Below are 18,847 nucleotides of genomic sequence, written 5' to 3'. Positions count from 1 at the left end.
ACGGGATGTGTGATCCCGCAGGAGAGCGACGGGTGTGTGCCAGGCCCGCCGGCGAACGCCACGGCACGGCGTTCCGCCGGTGTGCGCGGTCGCGATCCGCGGGACGCAGGCACCTGGCATGCGCGTCACAGGCGCTTCTGCAACGATCGCTGCATGATCGTCCGGGTCCGGTCACTCGTGACGCGGTGGACGGCCGTGGCCGTCATGCCGGTGGCCGCGGTGGTGCTGCTCGCCTTGACCTGGGGGCGCGACATGCCCGGAGCGGTCGTCGCGTTGATGACGCTGGTCCTCGCCGGATCGGTGCTGGCCGCAGTCCACCATGCGGAGGTGATCGCGCACCGGGTCGGTGAGCCCTTCGGCTCCCTCGTCCTCGCCCTCGCCGTCACGATCATCGAGGTCGCGCTGATCGTCACCCTCATGGCGGACGGCGGCGACAAGAGCGCGACCTTGGCCCGCGACACGGTCTTCGCCGCCGTCATGATCACCTGCAACGGCGTCGTCGGCCTGAGCCTCCTGGTCGCCTCGCTGCGCCACGGAACCGCGCTCTTCAACCCCGAGGGGACCGGTGCCGCTCTGGCCACCGTCGCGACCCTGGCCACCCTCAGCCTGGTGCTGCCCACGTTCACCACGAGCAAGCCCGGCCCGGAGTTCTCCATGGCCCAGCTCACCTTCGCCGCGTTCTCGTCACTCGTCCTGTACGGCGTGTTCGTGGCGACCCAGACGGTACGCCACCGCGACTACTTCCTCCCGGTCACCCGGCAGGGTGAGGTGATCCGCGCGGACAGCCACGCCGACGCGCCCTCCGCCGGCGCCGCGGCCCTCAGCCTCGGCCTGCTCGCTCTCGCCCTCGTCGGGGTCGTGGGACTCGCCAAGGGCGTGTCGCCCACCATCGAGTCCGGCGTCGCGGCTGCGGGCATGCCACAGGCCGTCGTCGGTGTCGTCATCGCACTGCTCGTGCTGCTGCCCGAGACCATCGCAGCACTGCGCTCGGCGGGCCGCGACCGGGTCCAGACGAGCCTCAACCTCGCCCTCGGCTCAGCGATGGCCAGCATCGGACTGACCATCCCCGCCGTCGCCGTGGCGACCGTATGGCTCTCGGGCCCTCTCGTGCTCGGCCTCGGCCCCGTCCACATGGTGCTGCTCGCCCTGACCGTGGTCGTGAGCTCCCTGACGGTGGTACCGGGCCGGGCCACGCCGCTCCAAGGGGGCGTTCATCTGGTGGTGTTCGCCGCGTACCTGGAGCTGGCGGTCAACCCGTAGCCGCCGCCGTGCGGCGCACCGTCGCTTCCCGGGCGGCGTGCGGGCGGCCGTTCGTGCGGCACGCGCGGCTGTGCCTCACCCGGGAGCGGGTTCCGTCACCGCCACCGGCAGGGGGCGGGTCTCCGGCAGCAGCGCGAAGCATCCGAGGCTGAGCAGAGCCAACACCGTCAGATAGGCGCCGACACCCCAGGGAACCCTGCCCCCGTGCTCGGCCAGCGCGGTGGCCACGACCGGAGTGAGGGCGCCCCCGAGCACCCCGCCGAGGTTGTAGCCCACCGCGGCACCCGTACAGCGCACCCGGGGCTCATAGAGCTCCGGCAGATACGCTGCGATCACGGCGAACATCGTGATGAAGGCGGTCATCGCCCCCAGGAAGCCGAGGAAGATCAGCAGCGGCACGCCCGTCGACAGCAGCGCGACCATGGGGAACATCCACAGGGCCACGCCGGCGCAGCCCGTCAGACACAGCGGCCGCCGCCCGTAGCGGTCACCCACGAGCGCCAGCAACGGGGTCAGGACGCCCTGCACCACGACGGTGGCCATGACGCACACCAGCATGACGGTGCGGCTCACGCCGAGCCGGTCCGTCGCGTACGCCAGGGACCAGGTCGTCACGGTGTAGAAGACCGCATATCCGACCGAGAGCGCGCCGGCCGTCAGCAGGACGAGCCGCCAGTGGCCGCGTACGACCTCGGCGAGCGGCACGCGCGCGTGGTCCTCGATCTTCAGGAAGAGCGGACTCTCGGTGAGCGAACGGCGCAGCCACAGGCCCGCCGCGGCAAGGACACCCGCCGCCCAGAACGGGATCCGCCATCCCCAGGAAGCGAACTGAGCGTCCGACAGCGTGGCCGACAGCCCCAGCATCACGCCGTTGGCCAGCAGGAATCCCAGCGATGGGCCGACCTGCGGAAAGCTGGACCACAAGGCGCGCCGCCCGGCCGGCGCGTGCTCCGTGGTCAACAGCACCGCACCGCCCCACTCCCCGCCGAGCCCCAGCCCCTGCAGGAAACGCAGCACGACAAGGAGAACGGGAGCGGCCGTGCCGATGGTGCCGTACGTCGGCAGGCAGCCGACCGCCACGGTTGCGGCTCCGGTCAGCAGCAGGGAGACGAGGAGGACCGGGCGTCGCCCGCGCCGGTCCCCGATGTGGCCGAACAGCACCGAGCCGAGCGGGCGCGCCACGAAGCCGGCGCCGAAGGTCCCGAACGCGGCCAGTGTGCCCGCCAGCGGCGAGAACGTCGGGAAGAACAGCGGGCCGAGGACCAGGGCGGCCGCGGTCCCGTAGACGAAGAAGTCGTAGAACTCGACGGCCGTCCCCGCGAGCGAGGCGGCCGCGAGCCGGAGCATGGCCGAGCCCTTTACTGTGCGTACGTCGTGCATGCCGAGTCAACTACCCACCGTGATCGGTCGTCACGGGGGCGTGTGGTGGCTCGGCTCACTCACCGTGAGGGCGGGCGTGCGCCCGGTGCGGCAGCCGGGTCAGTAGATCACGGTGATGCGCCGGGCGGGACCGTCCACGCGTACGGTGCCCCCGTAGGGGATGACGACCTGCGGATCCGTGTGCCCGAGGTCCACATCGAAGACGGCCATGGTGTCGGGAGCGTAGGCCCTCAGGGCACGCACGACGGCCCCACGCTGGTCCGCCGCGTAACGCGCGCTTGCCTCGGGGCTGTTGGGGCACGCGAACGACCAGGTCTTGGGACGGCCCATGAGCAGCGCGCAGAAGCGGCGGAGCAGTCCGCGCTCGCCCATGTTCCGCAGGACACGGAAGACCTCCTCACCGCTCGGCAACTCCTCGGACGTCTCCAGGAAGAGCACTCCGCCGTCGTGGACCGTCACATCGTGCGCCACCTCGCGGTCGGCCATGAGTAGCCAGCCGACGATCTCCAGGCACCCGCCCCAGCTGCGGCCCTCGGCGACGTGGTCCGCATTCAGCCAGGTCCAGCCGGAGCCGGGACGGGTCTCCGGCTCCGCGTCGAAGGTCGCGGGGTCGGCCCAGTCCCGGTCCGTGTCCCGCCAGCGCCCGGCCGGCTTCAGCTCGTACTCCCCGGAGGTGAACAGGGCGGCCCTCAACGACGCGGCGGTCAAAGGCGCCATGGCGCCGGGGCGGCCGAACTCGGTCATGACGGTGCCGCCGTGATAGCTCACCACGCCCGTGTTCCACAGGAAGGCGTGCAGATTGGTGTTGTCGCTGTGTCCGAAGAACGGCTTGGGGTTCGCGCGTATCAACTCCCGGTCCAGCAGCGGCAGCACGGTGATCTGGTCGTCGCCGCCGATCGAGGCGATCACGGCCTTGACCTCCGGATCCGCGAACGCGGCATGCAGGTCGTCCGCCCGTGCCCGCGGCGTCGCGCCCATCGTCCGGGTCGTCGGATACTCGACCGGTTCGAGACCGAACTCGGTGCGCAGCCGCTCCAGGCCCAGCTCGTACGGGCGAGGGAGGAGGGCGGGGAGCCCGGCGGACGGCGAGACGACGGCGACCCGGTCGCCCGGCACCGGCTTGGGCGGGTACGTCGGTTGCGTCACGGCCCGAGGGTATGGGGCGCCGCCCGCCCGGCGCATCGTGATAAACCGGGGGCTGAGCAGCGGTCCTTCCTGGGCCGGCAGACCTGAACGGACCGGAGGAACCGTGCCCCGCACCCTCGCCGACGCCCCGATCATGATCCTGAACGGCCCCAATCTGAACCTTCTCGGGCAGCGGCAGCCGGAGATCTACGGTTCCGGCACCCTCGCGGACGTCGAGGCCCTGTGCGTGAGGACGGCGGCCGTGTACGGAGGCACGGTGGACTTCCGGCAGTCCAACCACGAGGGCGAACTGGTGGAGTGGATCCAGGAGGCGCGGCTGGACCACGCCGGGATCGTCATCAACCCGGCCGCCTACTCGCACACCTCCGTCGCGATCCTTGATGCACTCAGCGCATGTGACGGGATGCCGGTGGTGGAGGTCCACATCTCCAACATCCACCAGCGCGAACAGTTCCGGCACCACTCGTACGTCTCCCTGCGGGCCGACGGTGTCATCGCCGGGTGCGGGGTGCAGGGGTACGCGTTCGCGGTGGAGCGGGTCGCGACGCTGGCGGGGGCGACACGGGCGGAAGTGTGACACTCCGTCACCGGCGTGCGGGGGAGAGGCGAACCGGGGGGGGGGGAGTCCGTCGGTGCCGGGTGTCACGACCGACCCGTGAACGTCGTCGGCGGACGGCCCGTGCCGGACGACCGCGGGAGCAGGCCCGGGGCCGCCGGGACCGCCGGGGCCGCCGGCCGGGGGCGGAGACCGGGCGACCGGCGGCCCGTCCGCGCGGAAGCCGTCTTCCCGCGCAGGGCGGCCTCCAGTCGACCGCGCGTCCGGGCGCGCCGGGAGCGTGCGCGGGGCGCGGGCGCGTGCGCACGGTTCACACGGGGCGCGTGTCTCGGGTGTCACGCCGGTGAGTTCGGGCCCCCCGAACTCACGCCGGGCAGCCCGGACGTCGCGTCCGCGGTCACCATCCCCGCGCGTGCCACTCCGGCAGGTGCGGGCGTTCGGCGCCCAGCGTGGTGTCGTTGCCGTGCCCGGGGTAGACCCAGGTCTCGTCCGGCAGCACGTCGAAGATCTTGGTCTCGACGTCGTGGATCAGGTCGGCGAAGGCGGCCGGGTCCTTGCGCGTGTTGCCCAGGCCGCCGGGAAAGAGGCAGTCCCCGGTGAAGACATGCGGGTGTCCGTGCGGGTCGTCGTAGACGAGGGCGATCGAGCCCGGTGTGTGGCCCACGAGGTGGCGCGCGGTGAGCTCCACGCGCCCCACGCGGATCGTGTCGCCGTCGTCGACGAGGACATCGGTGGGTACCGGGATGCCTTCGGCGTCGTAGCGCCCGGCGTAGGTGCGCGCGCGGGTGGCCGCCACGACCTCGGCGAGCGCCTGCCAGTGGTCGCCGTGGCGGTGGGTGGTGACGACGGACGCGATGCCGTCGTCACCGATCATGCCGAGCAGGGTGTGCGCGTCGTTGGCCGCGTCGATCAGCAGTTGCTCGTCGGTGGCCCGGCAGCGCAACAGATAGCAGTTGTTGTCCATGGGGCCGACCGCGATCTTCGTGATCATCAGGTCCTGCAGCTCGTGCACGTCGGCGGGGCCGCCGACCTTCACCGCTCCGCTGTACGTCATGGCGGCAGCCTATAGCGGGCCACCGGCCGGGGCCGTCCCCGACCTACAGCGGGGGGAGCGCCGGCAGCCCTCCGCCCCCGACGTTCAGCGCGGACCCGTCCCGGCGGCCGGAGAGCCAGCCGAGCAGGTCCGGCGCGGAACCGCGCACGGCGAGGGTCCCGCCCTCGGCGCCTCCACCGGTCGTCCAGGCCCGGCCGCCGGCCTCCAGCGTGGTCGAGGGCACGTCCTTGTGTCCGCGGAACCGCTCGGCGAGGAAGTCGATCTCCCGCTCCACGAACTCGGCCGGCAAGTCCTCCAGCTCGTAGCCGACCCCGAGATCGACATGGTGCAGTTCGACCTCGGCCCGCCGCCGGAACGGTACGCGGGCCGCGGAGTCGGTGACGCCGTTGCGCAGTTCGACCGTGCGCGACCAGTCCGCCGGTGCCTCGCCCGCCTTCTGGAAGCGGGCCGCGCTCTCGCGGAGGTCGGCCAGCTGGGCGTCCAGGGCGCGCGGGGCGTCCCGCTCGATGTCGGCGTCCCGGGCGTGCGCCGAGACGTACATGGGACGTCCCTCCAGGACGTTCACGAGCGCGTCGGCGTTGCGGGCGAGGTGGGCGAGGACATGGCCGCGCGACCAGCCGGGCAGTCGTGACGGCTCGGCCACGGCGGCGTTGTCCAGGGCGGAGACTGCGGTGAGCAGCCGGTCGGTCGCGTCGCGTACAGAGGCCAGGTCGTGCGCGTGATCAATCATGGGTCCGACCCTAGCCTCGCCACTCCTTCGGGTGAAGGTTGTGGCCCCGCCCCGCAAATCGAATGCGCGTGCTATATGGTCAGGTGCGGCGTCGGGCATGCTGGAGAGCCCGGGATTGTTGTGAACCCTGGAATCCGACCGGCGTTGTCAGTGGCTCCCCCTAGTCTGGGAAACACGGGGGCCCCGCCCCTGTCGCTTCTCTCAAGAAAGGTGCGGACCGGCGTGGCCGACCGTCTCATCGTCCGTGGCGCGCGCGAGCACAATCTCAAGAATGTCTCGCTCGACCTGCCGCGCGACTCGCTCATCGTGTTCACGGGCCTGTCGGGGTCGGGCAAGTCCTCGCTGGCCTTCGACACGATCTTCGCCGAGGGCCAGCGGCGTTACGTCGAGTCGCTGTCCTCGTACGCCCGGCAGTTCCTCGGCCAGATGGACAAGCCGGACGTCGACTTCATCGAGGGCCTCTCGCCGGCGGTCTCCATCGACCAGAAGTCGACCTCGCGCAACCCGCGCTCGACGGTCGGCACCATCACCGAGGTCTACGACTACCTGCGTCTGCTCTTCGCGCGCATCGGCAAGCCGCACTGCCCCCAGTGCGGCCGCCCGATCTCTCGCCAGTCGCCGCAGGCCATCGTCGACAAGGTCCTGGAACTGCCCGAGGGAAGCCGGTTCCAGGTGCTGTCGCCGCTGGTGCGCGAGCGCAAGGGGGAGTTCGTCGATCTCTTCGCCGACCTCCAGACCAAGGGGTACAGCCGGGCGCGTGTGGACGGTGAGACGATCCAGCTGTCCAGCCCGCCCACGCTGAAGAAGCAGGAGAAGCACACCATCGAGGTGGTCGTCGACCGGCTCACGGTGAAGGACTCCGCCAAGCGCCGGCTCACCGACTCCGTGGAGACCGCGCTCGGCCTGTCCGGCGGCATGGTCGTGCTCGACTTCGTCGATCTCCCCGAGGACGACCCCGAGCGCGAGCGGATGTACTCGGAGCACCTGTACTGTCCGTACGACGACCTGTCCTTCGAGGAGCTGGAGCCCCGCTCCTTCTCCTTCAACTCGCCCTTCGGCGCCTGCCCCGAGTGCACCGGCATCGGCACGCGCATGGAGGTCGACCCCGAGCTCATCGTCCCGGACGAGGAGAAGACCCTCGACGAGGGCGCCATCCACCCCTGGTCGCACGGGCACACCAAGGACTACTTCGGCCGGCTCGTCGGCGCCCTCGCGGACGCGCTGGGGTTCCGGACCGACATCCCCTTCGCGGGCCTGCCGCAGCGCGCCAGGAAGGCCCTGCTCCACGGCCACAAGACGCAGATCGAGGTCCGGTACCGCAACCGGTACGGGCGCGAACGCGTGTACACGACGCCCTTCGAAGGCGCCGTCCCCTTCGTGAAGCGCCGACACAGCGAGGCCGAGAGCGATGCCAGCCGTGAGCGCTTCGAGGGCTATATGCGCGAGGTGCCCTGCCCCAGCTGTGAGGGCACCCGCCTCAAGCCGGTCGTCCTCGCGGTCACGATCATGGGCAGGTCGATCGCCGAGGTCTCCGCGATGTCGATCAGCGACTGCGCGGACTTCCTGGGCGAGCTGAAGCTCGACGCCCGCGACAAGAAGATCGCCGAGCGGGTCCTGAAGGAGGTCAACGAACGGCTGCGGTTCCTGGTCGACGTCGGCCTGGACTACCTGTCGCTGAACCGCGCGGCCGGCACGCTCTCCGGCGGAGAGGCCCAGCGCATCCGCCTGGCCACCCAGATCGGCTCGGGACTCGTCGGCGTCCTGTACGTACTGGACGAGCCGTCCATCGGCCTGCACCAGCGTGACAACCACCGGCTGATCGAGACTCTGGTCCGGCTGCGCGACATGGGCAACACCCTCATCGTCGTCGAGCACGACGAGGACACCATCAAGGTCGCCGACTGGGTCGTCGACATCGGCCCCGGGGCGGGGGAGCACGGTGGCAAGGTGGTGCACAGCGGCTCCCTGAAGGACCTGCTCGCCAACGAGGAGTCACAGACCGGGCAGTACCTGTCGGGCAAGAAGTCGATCCCGTTGCCCGGCATCAGGCGCCCGCACGACCCGTCCCGTCGGCTCACGGTGCACGGTGCCCGGGAGAACAACCTCCAGGACATCGACGTGTCGTTCCCGCTGGGCGTGTTCACGGCGGTCACCGGAGTGTCCGGCTCCGGAAAGTCGACGCTGGTGAACGACATCCTGTACACGCACCTGGCCCGCGAGCTGAACGGCGCACGCAACGTCCCCGGGCGGCACACACGGGTGGACGGCGACGATCTGGTCGACAAGGTCGTGCACGTCGACCAGTCGCCCATCGGCCGCACCCCGCGCTCGAACCCGGCGACGTACACCGGTGTCTTCGACCACGTCCGCAAGCTGTTCGCCGAGACCACCGAGGCGAAGGTCCGGGGCTACCAGCCCGGCCGCTTCTCCTTCAACGTCAAGGGCGGCCGCTGCGAGAACTGCGCGGGCGACGGCACGATCAAGATCGAGATGAACTTCCTCCCGGACGTGTACGTCCCGTGCGAGGTCTGCCACGGCGCCCGCTACAACCGGGAGACGCTGGAGGTCCACTACAAGGGCAAGTCCATCGCCGACATCCTGAACATGCCGATCGAGGAGGCCCTCCACTTCTTCGAGGCCGTCCCCGCGATCGCCCGCCATCTGAAGACCCTGAACGACGTCGGTCTCGGCTACGTCCGGCTCGGCCAGTCCGCGACCACCCTGTCCGGCGGCGAGGCCCAGCGCGTGAAGCTCGCCAGCGAACTGCAGAAGCGGTCCACCGGGCGCACGGTCTACGTCCTGGACGAGCCGACCACCGGTCTGCACTTCGAGGACATCAGCAAGCTGCTCCAGGTACTGGGCGGACTGGTCGACAAGGGCAACACGGTCATCGTGATCGAGCACAACCTCGACGTCATCAAGACCGCCGACTGGGTCGTCGACATGGGACCCGAGGGCGGAGCGGGCGGCGGCCTCGTGGTCGCCGAGGGCACGCCGGAGGAAGTCGCCGGGGTTCCGGCCAGCCACACCGGCAAGTTCCTGCGCGAGATCCTCGGTGCGGAACGCGTCAGCGACGCGGCCTCCGTGAAGGCCCCGCGCAAGGCGGCGGCCAGGAAGACGGTCGCGGCCGCGTCGACGGCGAAGAAGACGGCGACGGCCAGGACGGCGAAGACCGCCGACAGCACGGCGGCCAGGAAGGCGGCCGCCGTCACCAAGAAGGCGGCACCCGCGAAGAAGACCACGCGGGCCCGCACGGCATGAGCCCTGCGGCCCGGACAGGCCGAAAGATCCGGACGGATACGGCGCCCCTCGGGAACTCCCCGTGGGGCGCCGCCCCTTGCACGGTCGGCCGTCCTGTTCCCGCGGCCGTGGGCTAGCGATCCCCCAGTTCGGACGCATACGGCGGCTCCGCACCGGCCCGGGAGCAGGTGATCGCCGCGGCGCGGGCCGCGAAGTGCAGCAGTTCCCCCCAGCCGTCGGCGCCCAGGCCGGCCAGCGCCGCCGGGGAGAGGCTGTCGCGGGAGGCCAGCCCGTGCAGCAGGGCCGCGTTGACCGTGTCGCCGGCGCCGATGGTGTCCACGATGTCGACCCGCACACCCGGTACCGAGTACTCCGCCCCCTCGCGGGTGACGACCGTGAGCCCGTCGCCGCCATGGGTGATCACGACGGCCGCGGGGCCGGAGGCCAGCCACTCGCGTGGCGTGCCGCCCAGCCACTCCGCGTCCTCCGCGGAGAGTTTGAGCAGCGACACCGACGGCAGCCAGCTCTTGAAGCGGGCCCGGTAGGCGTCGGGGTCCGGGATCAGCCCTGGGCGGATGTTCGGGTCGAGCGCCGTGAACACGCCCTGTGCGGCGGCGTCGCGCATCAGCTCCTCATAGGCGCTCGCCCCCGGTTCGAGGACGAGCGAGCAGGTGCCGAACGACACCGCGCGGGTGCCCCGCGGCAGGTGCGCCGGTGCCGTGAACAGGCGGTCGGCGGTGCCCTCGACGTAGAAGGAGTACGCGGCCGAGCCGTTCTCGTCGATCGTCGCCACCGCCAGCGTGGTCGGCTCGGTGCCGCGCTGCACGGTCGAGACGTCCACCCCCGCCGTGCGCAGGCCGTCCAGCAGGGCCTCCCCGAAGGCGTCGTAGGAGGTGCGGGAGCAGAACGCCGTGGGGGAGCCGAGACGGCCCAGCGCGACGGCGGTGTTGTAAGGGCCGCCGCCGAGCGCCGGCCGCAACGGTGCGAGGGCACCCGTGTCCTGCGGCACCAGGTCGATCAGGGCCTCACCGGCGACGACGATCACGAGACGGTTCCCTTCTCGGAGGGGGTGTCGGGGCAGCCGCACGAGGTGCGGTGGACGAAGGCACAGGGGAGCCGCACGGTGCGGGAGGGACGGTCCGGCGTCTCCAGCCGCTCCAGGAGAAGCCGCACCGCCCGGGCACCGATCTCCCTGCTCGGCTGGGAGATCGCCGTCAGCCGGGGCGAGAACAGATCGGCCCACGCGAAGTCGTCGAAGCAGCACAGCGCCATGTCGTCCGGCACGGACAGGCCGCGGTCACGCAGGGCGCGCAGCGCGCCGATGGTCATCGCGTTGTTGGCGGTGACCAGGGCGGTGGGCGGTGCCGCGAGGTCCAGCAGGGTGGCGGTGGCGCGCTCGGCACCCTGCGCCGCGGAGTCCCCCCGGGACACCAGCCGCTCGTCGTAGGGGAGACCGGAGGCCGCCAGGCCGCGCCGGTAGCCGCTGATGCGCTCGGTCGTGGTGCTGAGCCCGGGCAGGCCCGCGACCAGGCCGATGCGCGTGTGCCCCAGACCGGCGAGATGCGTGACCAGGGCGGCCGTCGGTTCGGTGTTCTCCGCGCAGACCTGGTCGAAGCGGAAGTCGGCACCGGAGGGGGCGTCCCGCTCGGACCCGTCCAGCGCCGGTGTCCGCGGCGGGGCGGCGGCGGCCGCCGCGCCGTCCACCAGCCGGTCGAGGAACACGGTCGGTACACCGTGCCGCCCGAGATGGGTGAGGAGTCCGCGCGGATCCGCGGAGGGAGCGACGATCATGCCGTCGACGCGGCGCTCGTGCAGCAGCCGGGCGACCTCGCGCTCGTGCTCCGGGTCGTCGTGCGGATCGGCGATGAGCAGGCCGTAGCCGTGCTCCAGGGCACCGGCCTCGACACCCTGAAGGATCTCCGTGAAGTACGGATTGCTGATCGCCGACACGGCGAGCCCGATGGACCGGGTGCGGGAGGTCACCAGGGAACGGGCGAGTGTGTTCGGTGTGTAGCCCAGCTCGTCGATGGCGTCGAGCACCGCCCGCCGGGTGCGGGGCAGCACCGGACGGGTGTCGTTGAGCACATGCGAGACGGTCGCGACGGACACACCGGCGCTCCGTGCGACATCGGCCATGGTTGCCATCGCGTCTCCCCCCTCGGTTTCCCTGGCCGGGACCGTATCTCATGTCAGGGCAGGGCGTAAACGCTTGCGTAAGCGTTTACGTGTCCGTGTGAGCCTCCCGCACTCAACCCCGGCCGAAGGACGAAGGACGGCTGCCGGTATCGTTCGAGATGCCCGCCGCTGCGGCGAGCACGGCTCTGACCTGTGGAGATCTCATGTCCACCCGCCCCTCAGCGACCCGTCGTACCGTCCTTCGCGGGGCCGCTCTCACCCCGGTCGCCGGGTTGGGCCTCGCGGCCTGTTCGCCGGGGGGCGGCGCGACGCCCACCACGCCCACCGCGCCGGTCACACTGGGGGCCGAGAGCGAGGTCCCCAAGGGCGGCGCGAAGCTGTACCAGGACCAGAACGTCGTGGTCAGCCGTGCCGAGGACGGTTCCCTGAAGGCGTACAGCTCGCTGTGCACGCACGCCGGGTGCGCCATCAACAAGCTCTCGGGCACGACGCTCGTCTGCCCCTGTCACGGCAGCCGGTTCGACGCCGTCACGGGCAAGGTCACGCAGTCTCCTGCCGTCGCCCCGCTGCAGGAGCTGACGGTCGAGGTGAAGGACGGCAGGATCGTGGCGGGTCCCCCCGTGGCCTGACGGTTCACGGGCCGCCGCTCACTCCCACTCCCACCCGATCCCCACGATCCCCGACCGCACCCGTGGCTCCACCAGGTGCACCGAGCGGTGGCGTCCGCTCAGCGCGAGCTCCTGCCGGCCGCTGCGCGGGGCGGCAGCGGAGTGCTGGGTGAACCGGTGGCAGCGCACCGGCAGCGCCTCCTCGTCGAAGCGCACCTGGAGCGCGTACTGGCCGCCCGCGAATCCGAACCCGCGGACGTACTCGCACGACGCGCCCGCGGTGCCGTCCTCGAAGCCGTAGCGGAAGAGGAAGGTGTCGCCGTTGCGCAGCCGCGTGTCGAAGAGGAGCTCCGCGACCAGGATGCCGGTGTCGTGATGCCACCGCACGCGCCCGGTGCGGCAGTTCTCCGTCGCGTGCACCGTGATCCGCTCCGGGGCGCAGCCCGGATCGCCGTGGTGGACGGCGACATAACGGTCCACACCATCCCTATGGGCGCGCACTATCTGGTGCGACTCGTGGGTCAGCAGCTCGCGGCGCGCCCCGATGCGGACATGCTCGTGATGGCCGATCGTGTGCAGGCCGCCGTCGAGACCGGACCCCAGCTCGGCGAGGAGCCGTTCCAGTACCCCCGACGCCTCCACCAGGGAGCGGTACGAGCGGCCTGGCGGACGGTCCGGTCCGGGGTGCTTGTCGGCCGTGGCCAGCAGCCGGATCAGGGACTCGTCCGGAAGCTGGAGGATCTCCTCCAGGGCACGTACGGCACGCAGGGACTCCGGCCGCTGCGGGCGGCGGGCACCCTGCTGCCAGTAGCTCAGGCTCGTCACGCCGACCCTGACCCCGTACCGCGACAGATGGTGCTGCACACGCTGCAGCGGCAGGCCCCGGGCGGCGATGGCGGCGCGCAGCGCGACATGGAAGGGCCCGCCGCGCAGGGCCTCCGCCAACTCCGCGGGGACGACGTCCGCATGCTGTGTGCCGTGCCGCATACAGGGGCCTTTCTGTGATCTTGACGACGGCTGGTCAGACCGTTGGCATGGAGTGTCACCGGGAGGCCCGAGGGGGGTGCGGGGTCGTTCACAAACGAACCTCGCCGGTCACAGCCCGAAGTTCCACCGCATTGAAGCGTGTTGACCAAGCCCCGACAACACCTGATGCCCAACCTCCTGACTTCACTCCCGGTGATCGCCGTCGCGGGGCAGGGGCCCGGGACCGCGCAGGGCGCGCGCTCCCACAGGGGCGCGGACGCGCGACGTGCGCCGGGAGGCCGCGTGCTCGGCGCTCGCGGGGCCGGACGGGCTCGGACGGGCTGGGACGGGGTCGGACGGGCTCCGGGCGACCCAGGCCCAGCACCTCCTGGCGCGGGGCCCCGCCCCTGGCCGCCGCGCCGGCTACCCCCCGCACCGGAGATCCGGTACCTGGCCGGCCCCGTGCCCGGCCCCGTGCCACGGCCCCCGTGCCCGGCCCCCGTGCCACGGCCCCGGGGCCGGCCGGACGCGCCGGCCTGCCCGCCCGCCTGCCCGCGCGGCCCCCGGCGGACATCGCCTTCGACGTCTCCCCTGGACCCCGCCGGGCCTTGCCCGCACACGCGCCGCGCTGTCGGTTCCCGACAGTAGGGTGTGAGACATGGCCGACCCCTCCAGCTACCGCCCCAGGCCGGGAGAGATCCCGGACTCGCCCGGGGTCTACAGGTTCCGGGACGAGCACCGCAGGGTGATCTACGTCGGAAAGGCGAAGAGCCTGCGCCAGCGCCTGGCGAACTACTTCCAGGACCTGGCGAGCCTCCACCCGCGCACCCGCACCATGGTCACCACGGCCGCGTCCGTGGAGTGGACGGTCGTGTCCACCGAGGTCGAGGCCCTGCAGCTGGAGTACACCTGGATCAAGGAGTTCGACCCCCGGTTCAACGTCAAGTACCGCGACGACAAGAGCTACCCGTACCTCGCGGTGACGATGAACGAGGAGTTCCCGCGCGTGCAGGTGATGCGCGGCCAGAAGCGCAAGGGCGTGCGCTACTTCGGGCCGTACGGGCACGCCTGGGCGATCCGTGACACGGTCGACCTGCTGCTGCGCGTCTTCCCGGTGCGCACCTGCTCGGCCGGCGTCTTCAAGAACGCCGCGCGCACCGGCCGCCCCTGCCTGCTCGGCTACATCGGCAAGTGCTCCGCGCCCTGCGTCGGCCGGATCCCGCCCGAGGACCACCGCGAACTGGCCGAGGAGTTCTGCGACTTCATGGCGGGCCGCACGGGGACGTATCTCCGTCGTCTGGAGAAGCAGATGATGCAGGCGGCCGAGGAGATGGAGTACGAGCGGGCCGCCCGCCTGCGCGACGACATCGAGGCACTGAAGAAGGCCATGGAGAAGAGCGCGGTCGTGCTCACCGACGCGACCGACGCCGACCTCGTCGCCGTCGCCGAGGACGAGCTGGAGGCGGCCGTGCAGATCTTCCATGTGCGCGGCGGACGCGTGCGCGGCCAGCGCGGCTGGGTCACCGACAAGGTGGAGGACGTCACCACCGCCGCCCTCGTCGAGCACGCCCTCCAGCAGCTGTACGGGGAGGAGACGGGGGACTCCGTGCCCAAGGAGGTCCTCGTCCCGGCGCTGCCCGACCCCATAGAGCCCGTCCAGGACTGGCTCACCGGCCGCCGCGGGTCGAACGTGTCGCTGCGCATCCCGCAGCGCGGCGACAAGAAGGCCCTGATGGAGACGGTGCAGCGCAACGCCCAGCAGGCGCTCGCGCTCCACAAGACCAAGCGCGCCTCCGACCTGACGACCCGCTCGCGCGCACTGGAGGAGATCGCCGGGGCCCTCGGCCTGGACAGCGCCCCGCTCAGGATCGAGTGCTACGACATCTCGCACCTCCAGGGCGAGGACGTCGTGGCCTCCATGGTCGTCTTCGAGGACGGGCTGCAGCGCAAGAGCGAGTACCGCCGCTTCCAGATCAAGGGCTTCGAGGGCCAGGACGACGTCCGGTCCATGCACGAGGTGATCACCCGCCGCTTCAGGCGCTACCTCGCCGAGAAGGAGAAGACGGGGGAGTGGGCCGACGGTGACCCGTCCGCGGAGGACGACGGACGGCCGAAGCGGTTCGCCTACCCGCCGCAGCTCGTCGTCGTCGACGGCGGGCAGCCGCAGGTCGCGGCCGCCCGGAGGGCCCTGGACGGGCTCGGCATCGACGACATCGCCGTGTGCGGCCTCGCCAAGCGACTGGAGGAGGTCTGGTTGCCCGGCGAGGACGACCCGGTGGTGCTGCCCCGCACCAGCGAGGGCCTCTATCTGCTGCAGCGCGTCCGCGACGAGGCCCACCGCTTCGCGATCACCTATCAGCGCAGCAAGCGGACCAGACGCCTGCGGTCCAGCCCCCTGGACGAGGTGCCGGGGCTCGGCGACACGCGCAAACGGGCGCTTATCAAGCACTTCGGCTCGGTGAAGAAGCTGCGATCCGCCACAATCGACCAGATTCAGGAGGTTCCCGGCATCGGCCGCAAGACGGCCGAGACGATCGCCGTGGCCCTCGCCCAGGCGGCCCCGGCCGCGCCCGCCGTGAACACGGCGACTGGAGAGATCATGGAAGAGGAGGAACCCGTGACGACGGCGGGTTCCCCCGGGGAGCCCGTGCCCGCGGGGGCCCCGGACGAACGACGGGGGCAGGAGACATGACCGAGCACGACCAGCACGCGGAAGAACGCCCAGCGCAGGACCGGCCCACCCGCACGGAGACGGGCCAGGGCCGGGCGCGGCAGCAGACGGTCCAGGACAACGGAGCACAGGTGGGTACGGGCATCGAAACGGCCGGGGTCCCCGAGGCGGCCATCCCCGAGCTGGTGATCATCTCCGGCATGTCCGGCGCAGGCCGTTCGACGGCCGCCAAGTGCCTGGAGGACCTCGGCTGGTTCGTCGTCGACAACCTGCCGCCCGCGCTGATCCCCACCATGGTGGAACTGGGCGCGCGCTCCCAGGGGAACGTCGCGCGGATCGCGGTCGTCGTCGACGTCCGCGGCCGGCGCTTCTTCGACAACCTCCGTGAGTCCCTGGCCGACCTGGAGGCGAAGAACGTCACCCGGCGGATCGTCTTCCTGGAGTCCTCCGACGAGGCCCTGGTGCGCCGCTTCGAGTCCGTCCGCCGGCCGCACCCGCTCCAGGGCGACGGCCGCATCGTCGACGGCATCGCCGCCGAGCGGGAACTGCTGCGCGAGCTGCGCGGCGACGCCGACCTCGTGATCGACACCTCCAGCCTCAACGTGCACGAGCTGCGGGCCAAGATGGACGCCCAGTTCGCCGGCGAGGAGGAGCCGGAGCTGAGGGCCACCGTCATGTCCTTCGGCTTCAAGTACGGCCTCCCCGTCGACGCCGACCTCGTCGTGGACATGCGCTTCCTGCCGAACCCGCACTGGGTGCCGGAGCTGCGCCCCTACACCGGACTCAACGAGGAGGTCGCGGCGTATGTCTTCAACCAGCCGGGCGCCAAGGAGTTCCTCGACCGCTACGCCGAACTGCTGCAGCTGGTCGCCGCCGGCTACCGCCGGGAGGGCAAGCGCTATGTGACCATCGCGGTGGGCTGCACCGGTGGCAAGCACCGCTCCGTCGCCATGTCCGAGAAGCTCGCCGCCCGCCTGGCCGCCGAAGGTGTGGAGACCGTGGTAGTGCACCGGGACATGGGGCGCGAGTGACCGGACGTACTCTGCGGCTGAGCAGGCTGCGCCGGGTGGTGCCCGAGGGCCGCGGCGGCCGGGCGCGCCGCCGCGGCGCCCAGCCGAAGGTGGTCGCCCTCGGCGGCGGCATGGGCCTGTCCGCCTCGCTCGCCGCGCTGCGCCGGATCACCGGTGACCTCACCGCGGTCGTCACCGTCGCCGACGACGGCGGCTCCAGCGGCCGGCTGCGGGACGAGCTCGGCGTGCTCCCGCCGGGCGACCTGCGCAAGGCGCTGGCCGCGCTGTGCGGGGACGACGACTGGGGCCAGACCTGGTCCCGGGTCATCCAGCACCGCTTCCAGTCCCAGGGCGACCTGCACGACCACGCTGTCGGTAACCTGCTGATCGTGGCCCTGTGGGAGCAACTCGGTGACCATGTGCAGGCACTGGACCTGGTCGGCAGGCTCCTGGGCGCACACGGCCGCGTCCTGCCCATGTCCGCCGTCCCCCTGGAGCTCCAGGCGCTCGTCAAGGGCCACGACCCGGAGCACCCGGACGAGATCGGCACCGTACGGGGGCAGGCGACCGTCGCCCTCACCCCCGGCGAGGTGCAGTCGGTCCACCTGGTGCCGAACGACCCGCCCGCCGTGCCCGAGGCCGTCGCCGCGGTCCTGGACGCCGACTGGGTGGTGCTCGGCCCCGGATCCTGGTTCTCCTCGGTCATTCCGCATCTGCTGGTGCCCGAACTGCTGGACGCGCTCACCGAGACGAAGGCCCGCCGGGTACTCTCCCTGAACCTCGCCCCGCAGCCCGGAGAGACCGAGGGCTTCTCCCCGCAGCGTCATTTGGAGGTTTTGGGACGACACGCCCCTAAACTCGCCCTGGACGTAGTGCTGGCCGACGAGGCCGCCGTGCCCGATCGCGCCTTGCTCAACGAGGCCGCCCAGCGGTTCGGCGCCGCGGTCGAGCTGGCGCCGGTGGCCCGTACCGACGGAACCCCGCGGCACGACCCGGAGCTGTTGGCCGCCGCGTACGACCGTATTTTTCGGATGCATGGAAGGATCGGCCCATGGCGATGACGGCAGCGGTGAAGGACGAGATCTCCCGGCTACCCGTCACCCGGACCTGCTGCAGAAAGTCGGAGGTCTCGGCGATCCTGCGGTTCGCGGGCGGGCTGCACCTGGTCAGCGGCCGCATCGTGATCGAGGCGGAGCTGGACACGGCGATGGCGGCCCGGCGTCTCAAGCGGGACATCCTGGAGATCTTCGGGCACGGTTCCGAGCTGATCGTGATGGCGCCCGGCGGTCTGCGCCGCGGCTCCCGCTATGTGGTGCGCGTGGTCGCGGGCGGTGACCAGCTGGCCCGTCAGACGGGCCTCGTCGACGGGCGGGGCCGCCCGATCCGCGGCCTGCCCCCGCAGGTGGTCTCGGGGGCCACCTGCGACGCCGAGGCGGCCTGGCGCGGCGCGTTCCTGGCGCACGGCTCGCTGACGGAACCGGGCCGCTCGTCCTCCCTGGAGGTGACCTGCCCCGGCCCGGAGGCCGCACTCGCCCTGGTCGGCGCCGCCCGCCGCCTGTCGATCGCGGCGAAGGCGCGCGAGGTACGGGGCGTGGACCGGGTGGTGGTGCGGGACGGGGACGCGATCGGCGCCCTGCTCACCCGCCTCGGCGCACACGAGTCCGTGCTGGCCTGGGAGGAGCGGCGGATGCGCCGCGAGGTCCGCGCCACGGCCAACCGCCTCGCCAACTTCGACGACGCGAATCTGCGCCGGTCGGCGCGCGCGGCCGTCGCCGCGGGCGCGCGGGTCGCCCGCGCCCTGGAGATCCTCGGCGACGAGGTGCCCGAGCACCTCGCGGCCGCGGGGCGCCTGCGGATGGAACACAAGCAGGCATCCCTGGAGGAACTGGGCGCCCTCGCCGATCCGCCGCTGACCAAGGACGCGGTCGCCGGCCGCATCCGCCGTCTGCTGGCGATGGCGGACAAGCGCGCCGCGGACCTCGGTATCCCGGGTACGGAGTCCAACCTCACGGAGGAGATGGCGGACAACCTGGCGGGGTGAGGCACGAGGTCTCAATACGCCGGTGCCGACGCTCATATGGAGCATCGCA

General features: G+C 71.7%; 15 protein-coding genes. 8 read left to right on the top strand and 7 right to left on the bottom strand.

Going from position 1 to position 18,847, the window contains the following annotated elements:
* Positions 1–153 precede the first annotated feature (153 nt).
* Positions 154–1,260 carry a calcium:cation antiporter gene (locus ACZ79I_RS09040; RefSeq protein ID WP_471495845.1) on the top strand — a complete coding sequence of 369 codons (1,107 nt, stop codon included), beginning with the start codon at positions 154–156 and terminating at the stop codon, positions 1,258–1,260.
* Positions 1,261–1,335: 75 nt separating this feature from the next.
* Here ACZ79I_RS09040 and ACZ79I_RS09035 read toward each other — a convergent pair whose 3' ends face one another.
* Positions 1,336–2,607 (bottom strand): MFS transporter, encoded by a 1,272-nt coding sequence (locus tag ACZ79I_RS09035; RefSeq protein WP_471495843.1) that lies wholly within the window; start codon positions 2,605–2,607, stop codon positions 1,336–1,338.
* A 132-nt stretch (positions 2,608–2,739) separates the two neighbouring features.
* On the bottom strand, positions 2,740–3,786 hold the full coding sequence (locus ACZ79I_RS09030; RefSeq protein ID WP_471495841.1) for a S66 family peptidase: 1,047 nt from the start codon (positions 3,784–3,786) through the stop codon (positions 2,740–2,742).
* Positions 3,787–3,889: 103 nt separating this feature from the next.
* Between ACZ79I_RS09030 and aroQ the strand changes: the two genes are divergently transcribed.
* Positions 3,890–4,363: a type II 3-dehydroquinate dehydratase gene (aroQ, locus tag ACZ79I_RS09025; RefSeq protein WP_471495840.1), complete on the top strand. Its 474-nt coding sequence runs from the start codon at positions 3,890–3,892 to the stop codon at positions 4,361–4,363.
* Between the two features lie 376 nt (positions 4,364–4,739).
* Here the strand turns inward: aroQ and ACZ79I_RS09020 are convergent, their stop codons facing one another.
* Both ACZ79I_RS09020 and ACZ79I_RS09015 read right to left on the bottom strand, forming a co-directional pair.
* Positions 4,740–5,396 carry an MBL fold metallo-hydrolase gene (locus tag ACZ79I_RS09020; RefSeq protein WP_471495838.1) on the bottom strand — a complete coding sequence of 219 codons (657 nt, stop codon included), beginning with the start codon at positions 5,394–5,396 and terminating at the stop codon, positions 4,740–4,742.
* Positions 5,397–5,439: 43 nt separating this feature from the next.
* Positions 5,440–6,126 carry a maleylpyruvate isomerase family mycothiol-dependent enzyme gene (locus tag ACZ79I_RS09015; RefSeq protein ID WP_471495837.1) on the bottom strand — a complete coding sequence of 229 codons (687 nt, stop codon included), beginning with the start codon at positions 6,124–6,126 and terminating at the stop codon, positions 5,440–5,442.
* Between the two features lie 222 nt (positions 6,127–6,348).
* Here ACZ79I_RS09015 and uvrA point away from each other — a divergent pair, with 222 nt between their 5' ends.
* Positions 6,349–9,387 (top strand): excinuclease ABC subunit UvrA, encoded by a 3,039-nt coding sequence (uvrA, locus tag ACZ79I_RS09010; RefSeq protein WP_471495835.1) that lies wholly within the window; start codon positions 6,349–6,351, stop codon positions 9,385–9,387.
* Positions 9,388–9,499: 112 nt separating this feature from the next.
* Here the strand turns inward: uvrA and ACZ79I_RS09005 are convergent, their stop codons facing one another.
* Positions 9,500–10,411 (bottom strand): carbohydrate kinase family protein, encoded by a 912-nt coding sequence (locus tag ACZ79I_RS09005; protein ID WP_471495833.1) that lies wholly within the window; start codon positions 10,409–10,411, stop codon positions 9,500–9,502.
* On the bottom strand, positions 10,408–11,511 hold the full coding sequence (locus tag ACZ79I_RS09000; RefSeq protein ID WP_471495831.1) for a LacI family DNA-binding transcriptional regulator: 1,104 nt from the start codon (positions 11,509–11,511) through the stop codon (positions 10,408–10,410). Before ACZ79I_RS09000 ends, ACZ79I_RS09005 begins: the two co-directional genes overlap by 4 nt.
* Before the next feature lie 194 nt (positions 11,512–11,705).
* On the opposite strand from ACZ79I_RS09000, the gene ACZ79I_RS08995 reads away from it, so the two are divergent.
* The gene (locus tag ACZ79I_RS08995; RefSeq protein WP_471495829.1) at positions 11,706–12,131 is read left to right on the top strand and encodes a Rieske (2Fe-2S) protein; all 426 of its coding nucleotides are present in this window, start codon (positions 11,706–11,708) and stop codon (positions 12,129–12,131) included.
* A gap of 18 nt (positions 12,132–12,149) precedes the next feature.
* Here ACZ79I_RS08995 and ACZ79I_RS08990 read toward each other — a convergent pair whose 3' ends face one another.
* Entirely contained in the window at positions 12,150–13,097 is a 948-nt protein-coding gene (locus tag ACZ79I_RS08990) for a hypothetical protein (protein WP_471495827.1), read from the bottom strand.
* Positions 13,098–13,734: 637 nt separating this feature from the next.
* On the opposite strand from ACZ79I_RS08990, the gene uvrC reads away from it, so the two are divergent.
* The 4 genes from uvrC to whiA are packed head-to-tail and all read left to right on the top strand — an operon-like array spanning position 13,735 to position 18,798.
* A complete protein-coding gene (uvrC, locus tag ACZ79I_RS08985; RefSeq protein WP_471495825.1) occupies positions 13,735–15,768 on the top strand; it encodes an excinuclease ABC subunit UvrC in 2,034 nt (677 codons plus the stop codon).
* Positions 15,765–16,778: an RNase adapter RapZ gene (rapZ, locus tag ACZ79I_RS08980; protein WP_471495824.1), complete on the top strand. Its 1,014-nt coding sequence runs from the start codon at positions 15,765–15,767 to the stop codon at positions 16,776–16,778. The genes uvrC and rapZ overlap by 4 nt, the downstream gene beginning before the upstream one ends.
* Positions 16,775–17,818, top strand: coding sequence for a gluconeogenesis factor YvcK family protein (locus tag ACZ79I_RS08975; RefSeq protein WP_471495822.1), 1,044 nt, complete (start codon positions 16,775–16,777; stop codon positions 17,816–17,818). Before rapZ ends, ACZ79I_RS08975 begins: the two co-directional genes overlap by 4 nt.
* On the top strand, positions 17,809–18,798 hold the full coding sequence (gene whiA / locus ACZ79I_RS08970; protein WP_381083360.1) for a DNA-binding protein WhiA: 990 nt from the start codon (positions 17,809–17,811) through the stop codon (positions 18,796–18,798). The genes ACZ79I_RS08975 and whiA overlap by 10 nt, the downstream gene beginning before the upstream one ends.
* Positions 18,799–18,847: the final 49 nt, after the last annotated feature.

The organism is Streptomyces sp. PSU-S4-23 (assembly GCF_055632315.1).
The sequence above is the reverse complement of the archived record's forward strand: the minus strand, read 5'-3'. Positions and strand labels throughout refer to the sequence as shown.

Excerpts from the sequence above, each read along its gene's own strand:
- ACZ79I_RS09000 (WP_471495831.1), bottom strand. The coding sequence starts at position 11,511 with ATGGCAACCATGGCCGATGTCGCACGGAGCGCCGGTGTGTCCGTCGCG.
- whiA (WP_381083360.1), top strand. The coding sequence starts at position 17,809 with ATGGCGATGACGGCAGCGGTGAAGGACGAGATCTCCCGGCTACCCGTC.
- ACZ79I_RS09040 (WP_471495845.1), top strand. The coding sequence starts at position 154 with ATGATCGTCCGGGTCCGGTCACTCGTGACGCGGTGGACGGCCGTGGCC.
- ACZ79I_RS08995 (WP_471495829.1), top strand. The coding sequence starts at position 11,706 with ATGTCCACCCGCCCCTCAGCGACCCGTCGTACCGTCCTTCGCGGGGCC.
- rapZ (WP_471495824.1), top strand. The coding sequence starts at position 15,765 with ATGACCGAGCACGACCAGCACGCGGAAGAACGCCCAGCGCAGGACCGG.
- uvrC (WP_471495825.1), top strand. The coding sequence starts at position 13,735 with ATGGCCGACCCCTCCAGCTACCGCCCCAGGCCGGGAGAGATCCCGGAC.
- ACZ79I_RS09035 (WP_471495843.1), bottom strand. The coding sequence starts at position 2,607 with ATGCTCCGGCTCGCGGCCGCCTCGCTCGCGGGGACGGCCGTCGAGTTC.
- ACZ79I_RS09020 (WP_471495838.1), bottom strand. The coding sequence starts at position 5,396 with ATGACGTACAGCGGAGCGGTGAAGGTCGGCGGCCCCGCCGACGTGCAC.
- ACZ79I_RS09015 (WP_471495837.1), bottom strand. The coding sequence starts at position 6,126 with ATGATTGATCACGCGCACGACCTGGCCTCTGTACGCGACGCGACCGAC.
- ACZ79I_RS08990 (WP_471495827.1), bottom strand. The coding sequence starts at position 13,097 with ATGCGGCACGGCACACAGCATGCGGACGTCGTCCCCGCGGAGTTGGCG.